General features: G+C 40.8%; 12 protein-coding genes. 7 read left to right on the top strand and 5 right to left on the bottom strand.

From position 1 onward, the window contains the following. Positions 1-139: 139 nt before the first annotated feature. Together RMO68_RS02550 and RMO68_RS02545 are read left to right on the top strand one after the other, a co-directional pair. Positions 140-1,057 carry an RluA family pseudouridine synthase gene (locus RMO68_RS02550; protein ID WP_310439148.1) on the top strand — a complete coding sequence of 306 codons (918 nt, stop codon included), beginning with the start codon at positions 140-142 and terminating at the stop codon, positions 1,055-1,057. 4 nt (positions 1,058-1,061) lie between these two features. After that, on the top strand, positions 1,062-2,012 hold the full coding sequence (locus tag RMO68_RS02545; RefSeq protein WP_310439147.1) for an RluA family pseudouridine synthase: 951 nt from the start codon (positions 1,062-1,064) through the stop codon (positions 2,010-2,012). Here the strand turns inward: RMO68_RS02545 and RMO68_RS02540 are convergent. Further along, positions 1,969-3,693 carry a lysophospholipid acyltransferase family protein gene (locus RMO68_RS02540; protein WP_310439146.1) on the bottom strand — a complete coding sequence of 575 codons (1,725 nt, stop codon included), beginning with the start codon at positions 3,691-3,693 and terminating at the stop codon, positions 1,969-1,971. The two genes, RMO68_RS02545 and RMO68_RS02540, sit on opposite strands and share 44 nt — an antisense overlap. 522 nt (positions 3,694-4,215) lie before the next feature. Beyond that, complete coding sequence (ruvC, locus tag RMO68_RS02535; RefSeq protein WP_310439145.1) at positions 4,216-4,740, bottom strand: crossover junction endodeoxyribonuclease RuvC; 525 nt, start codon at positions 4,738-4,740, stop codon at positions 4,216-4,218. Positions 4,741-4,849: 109 nt separating this feature from the next. Between ruvC and dnaA the strand changes: the two genes are divergently transcribed. The 5 genes from dnaA to queF all read left to right on the top strand — a co-directional run bounded on the left by dnaA (position 4,850) and on the right by queF (position 11,663). Beyond that, positions 4,850-6,175, top strand: a complete 1,326-nt coding sequence (gene dnaA, locus RMO68_RS02530) for a chromosomal replication initiator protein DnaA (protein WP_310439144.1) — start codon at positions 4,850-4,852, stop codon at positions 6,173-6,175. 194 nt (positions 6,176-6,369) lie between these two features. Beyond that, a complete protein-coding gene (gene dnaN, locus RMO68_RS02525) occupies positions 6,370-7,437 on the top strand; it encodes a DNA polymerase III subunit beta (RefSeq protein WP_310439143.1) in 1,068 nt (355 codons plus the stop codon). Positions 7,438-7,557: 120 nt separating this feature from the next. Then, entirely contained in the window at positions 7,558-9,873 is a 2,316-nt protein-coding gene (gyrB, locus tag RMO68_RS02520; protein WP_310439142.1) for a DNA topoisomerase (ATP-hydrolyzing) subunit B, read from the top strand. 6 nt (positions 9,874-9,879) lie between these two features. Beyond that, entirely contained in the window at positions 9,880-11,277 is a 1,398-nt protein-coding gene (locus RMO68_RS02515; protein WP_310439141.1) for an EAL domain-containing protein, read from the top strand. Next, entirely contained in the window at positions 11,274-11,663 is a 390-nt protein-coding gene (gene queF / locus RMO68_RS02510; RefSeq protein ID WP_310439140.1) for a preQ(1) synthase, read from the top strand. Before RMO68_RS02515 ends, queF begins: the two co-directional genes overlap by 4 nt. Positions 11,664-11,695: 32 nt before the next feature. Here the strand turns inward: queF and pstB are convergent, their stop codons facing one another. The 3 genes from pstB to pstC are packed head-to-tail and all read right to left on the bottom strand — an operon-like array spanning position 11,696 to position 14,176. Then, complete coding sequence (gene pstB / locus RMO68_RS02505; RefSeq protein WP_310439139.1) at positions 11,696-12,481, bottom strand: phosphate ABC transporter ATP-binding protein PstB; 786 nt, start codon at positions 12,479-12,481, stop codon at positions 11,696-11,698. A 4-nt stretch (positions 12,482-12,485) separates the two neighbouring features. Then, positions 12,486-13,328 carry a phosphate ABC transporter permease PstA gene (gene pstA / locus RMO68_RS02500; protein WP_310439138.1) on the bottom strand — a complete coding sequence of 281 codons (843 nt, stop codon included), beginning with the start codon at positions 13,326-13,328 and terminating at the stop codon, positions 12,486-12,488. Beyond that, positions 13,325-14,176 carry a phosphate ABC transporter permease subunit PstC gene (gene pstC, locus RMO68_RS02495; protein WP_310439137.1) on the bottom strand — a complete coding sequence of 284 codons (852 nt, stop codon included), beginning with the start codon at positions 14,174-14,176 and terminating at the stop codon, positions 13,325-13,327. The genes pstA and pstC overlap by 4 nt, the downstream gene beginning before the upstream one ends. Positions 14,177-14,201 lie beyond the last annotated feature (25 nt).

Below are 14,201 nucleotides of genomic sequence, written 5' to 3'. Positions count from 1 at the left end.
AGCGAATACATCCTCTTTCATGGCAGGGACAAATGTCCCTACAACCCCCTAAAAGCTACAAAAAACAAGTTTTTGAGAATTTAATGGGTCAAATACTTAATTATATAGTCTATCCAACCCTCCCTAAAAAGGAATTAAATTGCCCTTCGTCACTAAACAACTTCACGCTCCTATTCGTCAAAAAGCATTTCGCTTTTTGATGCAGGAGTTGGGGATAACCCAAAGCGAAGCACAACGTCTCATCGCTAAAGGACGCCTTTCTCAAAACGGTGAAGTGATGGCAAACAACGCTGGGTTTATCGAAGAGGGGGATTTTGATTTTATCACGTTTGAACCTTTGACCTTGGGGTTGGAACCGACATTTGTGGAAGAGGAGTTTGCCATTTATGATAAACCCAGTGGTCTTCTCGTCCATCCACAGAATCGTCATACTCCGTACTCTCTCAACGATGAGATCAAACACCGTTTTGGTCATGAAGCCAATATCACCCATCGTATCGATCAAGAGACAAGCGGGTTGGTTTTGGCGGCACGCAACAAGATAAGTGAACGTGCTTTAAAGATGCTGTTTGAAGAGCGTCAAATCACCAAGAAATACATAGCAATGGTTAAGGGACATCTCAAAGAGCCTCTCGATATAGAGGAGCCTCTATTGCGTCGTGAAGATGCTAGCTCTATTATTCGTATGATTGTACGTGTTCATCCCGAGGGAAAACCCTCTCGTACCTTTATCAAGCCGTTGGAATATTTCCCCGATACCGATACCACTCTGATCGAGGCTTCACCCTATACGGGACGTCAACATCAAATACGGGTTCATTTGTTCCACGTGAAACATCCAATTATCGGTGATCCGATTTATGGGCAAGATGAAAAAGATGCGGTTCGATTTTTAGATCGAGAGATGTCTGCGGAAGAACGATTTATCAATACAGGGTCATCACGCCTTTTGCTTCATGCTTATTCACTTGAATTCACTTACAATGAAATGGCCTACCATGTTGTCTCCAAAGAAGATTTCGTCCAACAATGTTTCGATGCTATGAAAGCGAAATAAACTTATGCCGTTCATCACCAAAAAATTGTATTCACCTGTACGGCAAATGGCACTAACCTTTTTAATGGATGAATTAAGAATCACTCGAAGTGAAGGACAACGTCTAATCGCCAGAGGAAGATTGAGCCAAAACGGTATTGTTATGGATGATCAATTCGGGTATATTGAAGGCTCTTGTGAGTTCATTTGTTTTGAGCCGTTATCGCTCGGGTTCAAACCGATGTTTGCGACTAACGATTTTGCTGTTTATGACAAACCCAGCGGTTTGAGTGTTCATCCTCATAGCCGACTCTCGCCTTATACACTGAATGATGAGATCAAACATCAGTTTGGTGAAGATGCTAACGCGACACACCGAATTGATCAAGAGACGAGCGGTCTGGTTTTAGTTTCCCTCAATAAAAATAGTGAACGTGTTTTAAAAAAGTTATTCTCCGAACGGCTTATTACGAAACGATATCTTGCTATGGTAAAAGGTCACCTAGAACATCCTCTTGATATTCAGGAACCTTTACTGCGAATCGACCACCCTAACCTTTTGATAAGCATGGTAGTGAAAGTTCATCCGGAGGGTAAGAAAGCGCATACGCTTATTAAGCCGCTTCGTTACTTTCCTGAACACGATATGACCCTTATAGAGGCATCACCGCTTACCGGTCGAACTCATCAAATTCGGGTCCATTTGTTCCACGTGGAACATCCAATCATCGGCGACCCCGTGTACGGCCCCAATGAAGACGATGTCCATCGGTTTATAAAAAAAGAGTTGAGTAAAGAAGAGAGATTTGAGAGGGGGGGATCAACACGGTTGTTGCTTCACGCCCACTCTCTTGAATTTGATTATGAAGAAGAGCACTATCGCATCGTCTCCGAAAAAGATTTTCTCAAAGAGTGCTTTGAGGCCATGGGGATTACTCCCCGCCTCGAATGTAGCGTTGACGCTTTGCCTCTTTAATCTTACGAATATCAACGAGAATGTAACCGTCGATACAGTTGTTAAACTCGGTATCGATTCCGAAATCCATAAACTGTACTCCACCCTCTTCACACAATTCACTGTATTGTTTATAGAGGGTGGGAACGGATACATCTAAAGCTTTTAAATAATCTTTGAGAATTTTAAAATCCTCAGCATAGTTTTCACCGCTGAACAATGTTTTAAACTCCTCCTGAACATAATCCGATAAACGAAACGGTGATTTGGCTTTCACCATCGTGTGCTCACTCCCAAAATAAAGGGTATAGAAATAGACCAATGCCTCTTGTGCATGTTTGGGAAAACTTCCCGAAATACTTACCGGACCCATCATGTATTTAACCTGTGGATTATGACTCAGATAGGCACCGATCCCTTGCCATAAATAATCCAAAGCACGGCTCCCCCAATATTTCGGTTGAACAAAACTTCGCCCTAACTCAATCCCATCTTCCAACACCGCATCGAACGGTTCACTCATGCTGCACAAGTCACTCATGTACAAGCCCTCTTTCCCCAGCCACGAAAGAATCCACTCACATTCACCGATACGATACGCTCCCGCGATTTCTAAGGCTTCATCATCCCATAATACTAAATGGTGGTAATAACGATCATATGCATCGATATCGCGTGCGTGGCCGCTACCTTCTCCTACTTTACGAAATGAATACTCTCTAAGTCTACCAATCTCATTAATAATATTCGGAGCATTTTCATGCTCAATAAGATAAATCTGTTTTTGATCACTGGTTAAACCTAACAGTTCTCCTTTACGCAATTCATTACGGAGTTCCTGTCGCGATACCGGATGGGCAATCGAACACTCCGTCGGATAGATCCCTTTTTTACCATTGGCGATACGAAGAAGATGTTTACGAAATAATTTTGCATGTCGCTTTTCGGTAAGGTTAAAATCACTAAGTGCTTTTTCACTTACTATCTCTCCGATCGTAAAATCAAATACTCTATTGCGTGCCGCAAAAACTTCATGACTTAACAATAAAGCACCTAAGGGCTTATAGATCCAAGAGAGAGCATAAAACAACGGACTGTTTTTTCCTTTAATATGAATAGGAAGAATCGGAGTCGTATTGCGTTTGGCAAATTTAATAAATCCCCCTTTCCAAGTCCCCTCTTTTATTCCAAACAATCCGGCGCGAGAAACTTCACCTGATGGAAAGAAGATCACAACCTCTTCAGCCTGTAACGCTTTATCAATTTGTTGCAAAGCGTGTTTAGAAACTCTATCGTTAAAATTATCTACACCGATCATATACTCTTTGAGTTGTGTAATTTCACTCAGCATACGATTGGCAACAATTTTCACTTTTTTGTCTTGACGCACCGAACATACCATTTGTATTAGACAAAGAGCATCCAATGCTCCCAATGGATGATTTGCAACAATAATGACTTTACCCATCGTAGGAATATTTTCAATTTGTTTATGAACCGTTTTATACGAAACATTTAAATATTCCAAAACGGCATCGATAAATTCCAAACCGGTTTTTTCCTGATGAGTCTCCATAAATCGATTAATCGATTTTTCATGCAAAAGTAATCGCGTTAATCCCACAATCGTTTTATTCACAAATGGAGGATATTGAAATACTTTCGGGTGTTCTTTTCGTAAAATGAATTCTGCGCTAACCATTGGATAACCTTTTTAAAAGGAACAAAGAATCTTTTGTCCCTTATTTTTTGAAACGGTAGATCATGTTAGTTTCAGCGCGATTACGTTTTGATTACCGGGGGATTACCCCCAAACAAAAAGAAAAAGTCATCATAAAATGTGAATAACTTTTTATAACATTAGCTTAATTGATTATTAAAGTAGAAAATTTCGTTTAAACCCCTAAAAACAGGGGTTTAATGCTATTCAAAGGTAGGTGATTTCAGGGTAGATTTATATAAAAATATTCTGAATAAGAGAATGATTCTATACCGATTCCCCTAAATAAGGGGCTTACTTATTCACAATACACTCACAGTGTGAATATTACACACTTAGGAAAAAAATTAACTATTTTATTGAAATTCAGAAATCTTTTAGGGGGGAAACAGAGAGTAACACTTAAGTCGTTCATCAATCGAAAATTATTAAGGGAGTCTAAGACTCTTTAGATAAACTTCTGACTTAGCGACCCTCCTGGTGTGTTGGTCGCTTATCCTTTTTCTATCCTATTATTTTAGGACCGCTTTTTCGTATTTCTTGAGCTTTTTTATTCAAATCCAATTTTACCCTTTGTGCATGTGTAATTGCTACTGCCATAGCATCGGTAATATCGAGCGGCTTTATCTCTTTCGTAATCCCTAAAATTTGTTTTACCATAAATGCCACTTGCTCTTTTGCCGCTTTCGCTTTTCCCGTCAACGCTTTTTTAACCTGCAACGGTGTGTATTCGGCAAACATTCCATACTCTTGCAAAAGCTTCAACGTAATAGCTCCCCGAAACTGCGCAAGCTTTAATACGGTCTTCGGATTATGCGCATAAAAAATATCTTCCATTGCCACTTCATCAATAGTATGAATTTTAAAAAGTTGTTCAATCGCTTCTGCCACTTGAGGAATTTGGTATTGAAGCTCTTCCGCTTTTATTTTGATTAACCCCGCTTCTACCAATCGCAGTTTTTGTCCATCGATCGCTACGATCGCATATCCGCAATTTCGAGTTCCCGGATCAATCCCCAAAATATTCATGATTTTCCTTATTCACATGAGTGAATATCTTCTATTCACCTCTTATTTGATCCTAATTATAGGCAAATATCGGTATTATTACTCACACTATTCACATGCAAGGCAAAAGATGAATTCGATCGGTAAACAGGTTTTAAATGCCCTCAAAGGGGAGATCAATGAGATCGACTACCAACGTTACATTAAACAGCTCACCTACGATGAGAGCGAATCCAAAAGTAATTTAGCCGTTTTTCGTGTCCCCAATGCCCTAATTGCTAATTGGGTACGAACTAAATTTGCCGATAAAATCGCCCATCTTTTTGAAATTAAAACCAATATCAAACCTACGGTATCTATTTTAATTCAAGCTTCGTCTGCTCCGACATCAGCACAAAATACTGCTCCTCTCAATATGGAACGTCCAAGCGGATCTTTACTCAACCCATCCTACACCTTCCAAAACTTTGTTGTGGGAGATTCCAATAATTTTGCGTTTATCGCCGCTAAAAATGTGAGTGAAAAACCGGGTGTTGTTTATAATCCCCTTTTTATCTACGGCGGTGTCGGTTTGGGTAAAACCCATTTGATGCAATCGGTCGGAAACGTAATGCTTTCTCAGGGGAAAACAGTTATCTATACTTCCGTAGAGCAGTTTCTTAACGATTTTACCCGCCATCTCAGTAATCGGACCATGGATCGCTTCAAAGACAAATACCGCAAATGTGATTTGCTTCTCATCGACGATATCCAGTTTTTAAGCAATAAAAATCAAATCCAAGAAGAGTTCTTTCACACGTTTGATGCTCTACGCAATGAAAACAAACAAATCATTATCACCTCGGATAAACCCCCTAAAAAAATCGGCGGGCTCGAAGAGCGTCTCAAAAGCCGTTTTGAATCGGGTCTTGTTGCCGATATCCAACCTCCTGAACTCGAAACGAAGATTGAAATTATTAAGAAAAAATGTGAAATTAACCGCGTTAAACTCGATCGCGAAGTGATCAACTACGTCGCCACGATTATCGAAAATAATACCCGTGAAATCGAAGGTATTCTCTCCAAACTCAATGCCTATTCACAACTCATGGGGGTTGATATCACGATCGAATTTGCCCGAAACGTCCTCAAAGAACAAATGGCTGAAAAACGGAGTAACATTACCACCGACCTTATTATGGAGACCGTTGCCAAAGAGCTTAATATCAAACCGAGTGAAATCCGCTCAAAAAGCCGTAACAGCAACATCGTTTACGCTCGCCGCATTGCTATTTATCTTTCACGTTCACTTACTCCCAATTCAATGCCGCAACTCGCTCAATATTTCGGAATGAAAGATCATACCGCCGTCAGTCATACCATGAAAAAAATTCAGGAACTGATGAAAAATGATGAAGATTTCCGAGTTAAAATCGAAGAACTCTCTAATAAAGTTTCCGTCGCTACACCTGAATAATGTTTTGTGTTTGTAAAGCCCTTTTAAAAAAGCTATAATTCGTACACAAGTGAATAGATGTGAATGAAAGCCAATCGCTTCATCACATCACCAAAGCAGGAGAGATGGGAGTAAATGGTGTGTTTTCACCCATTCACACCCCCTTATTACTAACTATTACAATTAATGCTTATATATAATAAAAGGAGTCTTTTATGAAAATCACCGTTGATAAATCGGTTTTGGAAAATATCCTTCTTCATCTCCAACCCTTTTTAGAAAAAAAAGATACGTCTCAAATTACCTCACATATTTTACTCTCAACAGACGGTAGAACACTAACCGCTAAAGCTACTGATTATGAAATTGGTCTCTCAATTCAAACCAATTCACTCAGTGTTGAAGAACCCGGTTCTCTTACGGCTAACGGTAAAAAATTACTTGATATTATCCGTATCTTAAAAGATGAAGAAGTTGAACTTTCTCTAGATAAAGACACCCTTCATATTCGTCAAAAACGATCAAACTTTAAACTTCCGACTTATAAAAGTTCAGAATTCCCCTCTTTTCCTACAACAGAAGGAAAACCTAATATTGTAATTAATTCTCATACTTTAATCGAGTCTTTGAAAAAAATTACTCCGGCAGCCGATACTAATAACCCAAAATTTGAACTCAACGGTGCTCTCATCGATATCAAAAGCAATCAAATCAACTTTGTTGCTACCGATACCCGTCGTCTTGCTTTGGTTCATATCGAAAGCCAAAATGATGCTGAACTCTCAATCATTGTCCCTAAAAAAGCAATTATTGAAATTCAAAAACTTTTTACCGATAACATCGAAATTTATTACGACAATACCCATCTCATCATAAAATCAGAAGATTCTCTTTTTTATACAAAACTGATTAACGGTAAATTTCCTGATTACAGCCGAATCATTCCTAAAGAAGCACAACGGATAATTACATTGCCTAAAGGGATAATCGTTACTGCGATTAAGCAGATCACGACAATTTCCAATGATCTTAAACTCACTTTCCAAAATGACTCTATTTTGTTTGAAAGTTTAAGTGATGACAACATCGAAGCAAAAACTACCGTTGAGATTGAAAACGGGTTTGACTCTCCTTTTATTCTAGCAATTAACAGCCGTTATATTTTAGATTTTTTATCTCAAGTTAACGGAACTGAATTTACCCTCGAAGCTAATGAATCAAATCAACCGTTCGTTTTAAAAGATCAAAATTTTAAAACGATCGTAATGCCCATTGTAATTTAATCTTTATACTTACCACTCCACTCTTAAACCCTCTATGAGGGTTATATCTTCATAAAACCTTCTTTTTAGTTTTACTACGGTAAAATAAAGCATTAAACACGCTTAAAAGCTGGAGCAACTATGGAAAATTACGGTGCTAGTAATATTAAAGTCCTTAAAGGCCTCGAAGCCGTTCGAAAACGACCGGGTATGTATATCGGTGATACCGGTCATCGCGGCCTTCACCATCTAATCTACGAAGTTGTTGATAACTCGATCGATGAAGCGATGGCAGGTCATTGTGATACGATTACCGTAACCTTAACTAAAAACGGTACGGCAATGGTGAGCGATAACGGCCGTGGTATTCCGACTGATATGCATCCGACTGAGGGTATTTCTGCGGCAACGGTTGTTTTAACCGTACTCCATGCAGGGGGAAAATTTGATAAAGATACCTATAAAGTCTCGGGCGGTTTGCACGGGGTAGGGGTATCGGTTGTTAATGCTCTTTCAAGTGATCTTAAAATGACCATTTTCCGTGAAGGTCAAAGTTTTGAGCAAGATTTTAAATGCGGTATCCCTCAAGAACCGTTAGCGGTTACCGGAACAACACGAAAACGTGGAACAACCATCGAGTTTTTCCCGGATCCTTCTATCTTTACCGAAACCATTATTTTCGATTACGATTATTTAGCAAAACGTTTCCGCGAACTCGCTTACCTCAATCCACGCATTACCATTATTTTTAAAGATGAGCGTAACGGAGCGAGTAATACTTACCATTTCGAAGGGGGTATCAGCCAATTTGTTACCGATGTGAATAAAAAAGTGGTTGTGGCTACGCCGTTTGCATTCAGTGAAAAAATCGAAGATATCGAGATGGATATTGCCGTGATGTATAACGACAGTTACGACGAAAAAATGTTTACGTTCGTCAATAACATTAATACCCCTAACGGTGGTACTCACGAAGCGGGTTTCCGTGCGGGACTCACCCGTGTTATCTCCAACTACAACAAACAAAACGGTAACGCTAAAGAGAAAGATATCCCCCTCTCGGGTGAAGATGTCTCTGAGGGACTTATTTGTGTTGTCTCCGTTCGTGTACCGGAACCTCAGTTTGAGGGTCAAACGAAAGGGAAACTCGGAAATACCTATGTTCGACCGTTGGTTCAAAAAGTAACCTACGAAAAACTGACCAAATATTTCGAAGAGAATCCGATCCAAGCTAAAGCTATCATCCAAAAAGCCCTTATGGCGGCACGCGGACGTGAAGCGGCAAAAAAAGCGCGTGAACTAACACGTCGTAAAGATGCGATGACGGTGGGTACATTACCGGGTAAATTGGCAGATTGTCAAAGTAAAGACCCTGCAATCAGCGAACTTTATCTGGTGGAAGGGGATTCTGCGGGCGGTTCGGCGAAACAAGGACGTGACCGTGTATTCCAAGCGATTTTACCGCTCAAAGGTAAAATTCTTAACGTTGAAAAAGCTCGCTTGGACAAAATTCTAAAATCCGAAGAGATCACGAATATGATTACCGCGCTTGGATGCGGAATCGGTGAAGAGTTTAACGAAGATAAACTCCGCTACCACAAAATCATTATTATGACCGATGCCGACGTCGACGGAAGCCATATTCAAACGTTGTTATTAACCTTCTTTTTCCGATATTTGCCGAAAATCGTCGAAAACGGCTATCTTTATTTAGCACAGCCTCCGTTGTACCGCTATAAAAAAGGGAAAAAAGAGATCTACTTTAAAGATGATCGCGTGATGAATGCCTTTTTGATCGAAAACGGGATTGAAGCGTTAGAGTTGGAAAATCTTAATGTCGGCGCAAATGATCTTGTCTCATTTTTCAAAATGGTGGATCACTACCGCAGTACACTCGATGCGCTTGAGCGCCGTTATGCCCTCGTTGAACTGATCCGTTATTTTATTGAAAATCCGGATTTGATAGCATTGCCGCTCAAAGAGATGTATCCGAAAGTTGAAGCGTTTCTAACAGCTCAGGGAAATAATATCCTCTCTAAAAGTGTAAGTGATGAAGACATGCATCTATTTGTTCAGACCAAAGAGGGATTGGAAGAGTTGCATATCAATGATGAACTTTTTGCTTCTCCTCATTTTGCTGAAGCCAATTATATTTACCAAAAAATTCAAGAGTGGAATTTACCGCTAGAGGGAGATTTACTCGATCTCTTGACGCAAATTACCGATTTTGCGAAGAAAGGTTCTTACATCCAACGCTATAAAGGTCTTGGGGAGATGAATCCTGAGCAGCTTTGGGAGACAACAATGACACCTGAAAATCGTGTTTTACTCCGTATTACCATCGAAGATTCCGAATCTGCGGGAGATTCATTTAATCTCTTTATGGGTGATGATGTTGAACCGCGTCGTAATTACATTGAAACACATGCTAAAGATGTTAAACATTTGGATATCTAGTCTTTTATGACCTATACTGAACAAAAAGAGAGAGAACACCGCTTTGCTTTAGCATTGCGGATGGGATTACCTATCTTTTTTTTAAGTTCGGTAACCCTCTTTGCCCTCTTTTCCCAACCTTATGCGTCTGTATCCTCGCTAATTATTCTCTCTATCGTTTTGTTAGGGATAACCGTCTATTTTATTTTTTTCCTTATTTATCAAAGCACTCGTGAAAATATTACCGATTCGATTACCCATACCTTTACAACCGATTATTTTTATAATTTGGTAAAAAAAGGACTTTCTAAAAACACCCAAACCATCATAATGATCAGTGTCGAAAACTTGTGGTCGATTAATGAGCGCTACGGGATAAAAAACGGAGACAAATCATTACAAAGCACCGTCAAAAAAATAGATCGGTTTTTTCGTGAAAAAGGGTTTGATAAACTGCCGATAGGACGTTATAAAGGGGGAGAGTTTTTACTTTTTCTACCGGGTGAAAAAGAGCAGTATCTACCGTTGATAGAACTGTTTTTGAGCAAATATCAAAATCATCTCAACCATGAAATCGAAATTCGTCTCGAAGCCGTTATTATTGATTCGCGATTGTCCAATGAGGTCGATTTACTCATTAGCCGTTTGTATGAATTGCGCAATGACCGCAAAAGTGTAGAGAAAGAAGAATATTATTCGATCAACGAACTCGAAGATGAGATCGTTGAAGCATTGAATAAAAAACGATTCTCAATCGGATTTCGACCGGTATACGGTGATGAGAGTGAAATTTACGACACATCGGTTAAATTAATCGATTCTCAAGGGAGATTTATCCATCAAAGCCGATACGTACCCGTTCTAAACCGATTGAACAAAATGCGTATCCTTGAGCATGCGGCTTTAGAAAAAATTGGAACGCTATGCGATGAGGAAAATCGAAACTTTGTGTTGACCGTTTCGCCGGTTACATTGCGGAGTCCCCATTTTTTTGAAAATGCGGTAACGTTATTCGAACGTTATCCGAATGCACAGCACAAAATAACATTACTTTTTGAAGAGAAAGAGTATTGCCATCAACTCGAACGTTTTGAACATCAAATACATCATTATCGCCAAGCAGGATACAAAATAGGACTGGATCGTTTGGGAGGGTATCACACAACTCTTTTGTACTTAAAAGAGTTAGAAGTGGACATTGTCCGTTTTGATCCCCTCTACAGTCGTAATATCAAACACACAGGATATCAGAATATTATCCAAGGGCTTAACCTAAGTGCCCATTTATGCGGAGCAAAAACATGGATGTCGATGATTGAAGAGAGTGAGGCGGATCAGCTAGCCCTCTCTTTTAATATTAATTATCGTCAGGGAAATTATCTGGGTAAAATTTTATCTGAAGAACAACTACAAGGAAAAGTATGAAATACGGGGAACAAATCGTAGAAAATTTTGATATTGAGAAAGATTTTGAAATCTGGCCGAATGCACATGAACGCGATTATGTCATTAAAGTGACATTGCCGGAATTTACATGCCTCTGTCCTCGTAGCGGGTATCCCGATTTTGCAACGATTTATGTCGAGTACACGCCGGATAAATGGGTGGCTGAACTCAAAGCTATCAAACTGTACATTAATTCGTTCAGAAACCGCCATATATCACACGAAAACAGTGCAAACGAGATCTACAGCACTTTCGAGAAAAAAATCGCTCCTAAGCGCTTAAAAGTGGTTGCTGATTATTATCCGAGAGGGAATGTTCATACGGTGGTTGAAATCGATAGTGAGAAAATGGTAAAAGAGAAGTAAGAGAGATACAAAGGGGCAAAGCCCTTCTTGTATCAACCGAATTTTCCCGTAATATACTCTTGGGTGAGTTTTTCTTTCGGGGTAACGAAGAGCTCTTCGGTATGACCGAGTTCAACCAAATCCCCTAAATACATAAATCCGGTGTAGTCGCTTACCCGCGCCGCTTGCTGCATATTGTGGGTAACGATGATGATCGATACACGCTCTTTAAGCTCGATAACCAGTTTTTCGATCCCTTGAGTCGAGATCGGATCGAGTGCCGAGGTAGGTTCGTCAAAGAGCAATACCTCCGGTTCTACGGCAATCGCTCGGGCAATACAAAGACGTTGTTGTTGACCTCCTGAAAGGCCGTTAGCGTCATGTTTAAGGCGATCACTTACCTCTTTCCAGATAGCGGCGTCTTGAAGCGCTTTCTCAACCCGTCCATCCAATTCGCTTTTATTTTTAATCCCTTGAAGACGCATTCCGTAAGCGACATTGTCGTAAATGGACATCGGGAATGCGGTCGGTTTTTGGAAAATCATCCCGATTTTGGTACGAAGATGGATCAAATCCTCTTTCGGATCAAGGATATTACGCCCTTCAAATTCGATTTCACCTTCGTATTTATTACCCGGATAAAGGTCATGCATGCGGTTGAATGCACGAAGCAGAGTGGTTTTTCCGCATCCCGATGGCCCGATTAACGCGGTAACCGCATTTTTGGCGATAGGCATGGTCACTTTTTTCAAGCTCGGTGCACTCGCACCTTTGTAGGTAAAGTCAAAATTGCGAACTTGAAGCGCGCATTCTTCTTTAATATCGATAATACTTGCCATATTGTTATTTCCTTTTCCCGGCTAATAAAATAAGTCGTCCCAGGATATTGAGACCTAAAATAAACATTGAGAGGATGAAAGCCGCTGCCCATCCGAGTTGCTGCCAATCATCGTAGGGACTGATCGCATAGTTAAACATCGTTACCGTTAATGAAGGCATTGCTTCATTCAGATCGGTTGTGAAAAAGTTGTCGTTAAAAGAGGTAAAGAGCAAGGGTGCCGTCTCCCCTGCTACGCGGGCAATTCCGAGAAGTACACCGGTTAAAATCCCTGCTTTTGCACCACGATAGACGACATCAATGATCACTTTGTACTTGGGTGCACCGAGGGCAAAGGCCGCTTCGCGGAGCGTTCCTGGGACCAGTTGAAGCATATCGTCGGTCGTGCGTAAAATAATCGGAATCATCATGATGGCTAAAGCAATTGCCCCTGCCCATGCGCTGAAATGACCCATTGGCATAACGACAACCGCGTAAACGAATGCCCCGATGACGATGGAGGGAGCCGACATCATAATATCGGAAATATCACGGATTGTATGGGCAAGCTTGGAGTTTTTGCCGTATTCGCTTAGGTAAGTTCCCGCCATAATACCTAGGGGAACTCCGATAACCGTCGCCAATCCGACAAGGATGAGTTGACCGACAAGGGCATGTCTGAGACCGCTGTCCTCATAACCCGGAGGTGAACCTTCATAGATAAAGATATTCCAGCTTAGGGCATCAACCCCTTTCATCACCAGTACACCGAGAATCCAAAACAAAAAACTTAACGCGATAACAGCACTCAATGTTGAGAAAGCGAGTGCAATTTTGTTGACAATAATCCGTTTTTGTACAGCGGTCATAGTCCTTTCCTCACTTTACGCAAAAAGTAAAACTTCGCAATAGCGATGACCACAAAGCTCATGACGAGCAAGGTGAGCGCTAATCCAAAAAGACTAGAGAAATAAAGCGAACTGTCTGCTTCGGTAAACTCATTTGCAAGCGTTACGGGGATCGAGGTGGTTGGATCCATAATCGAATTTGGGGTGTGGTGGACATTTCCCATAACAAACGTTACCGCCATCGTCTCACCGATAGCCCGTCCGAGTGCGAGGATGAGTGAACCGATGATACCCGCCTTTGCGTAAGGGATAATGACATCTTTAATAACATCCCACTGTGTCCCTCCCAGTGCATAGGCCGATTCTTTGAGGATATCGGGAGTCGTATTCATCGCATCGCGGGTTACGGCCGCCATAAACGGCAAAATCATGATCGCCAAAACGATTCCCGCCGCCAAAAGACCGATTCCCATGCCGCCGAAAATGTCACGCAAGATGGGGACAAAGAAAAACAGACCCCACATACCGTAAATAACCGAAGGGATTGCGGCAAGAAGTTCAATACTGACGCCGAAGAATCCTTTGATTTTATCGTGGGCGATTTCACTGAGGAAAATGGCAACACCGATGGCAATAGGGATCGCTAAAAGCATCGCCAAAAAGGTGGATGCGACTGAACCGAAAATCGCCGCATACGCACCGAATTTATCGAGATTCGGTGCCCATTCATCTTTAGTGATGAAATCGAGTCCAAACGTCTGCATCGCTTCGGTGGACTCATTAAAGAGTACCACAAATATCCAAGCTACGATGAAAAGAATCAGCAGAGCGCTGGTACGGGTCATGTTTAAGAAGATTTTATCAATCATGCCAAGCCTTGCCTTAAAATAGTGG

It is taken from the genome of Sulfuricurvum sp. (genome assembly GCF_031427015.1).
Classification (GTDB): domain Bacteria; phylum Campylobacterota; class Campylobacteria; order Campylobacterales; family Sulfurimonadaceae; genus Sulfuricurvum.
Note: the sequence above shows the minus strand (reverse complement) of the source record. Positions and strands in the feature narration are given on the sequence as shown.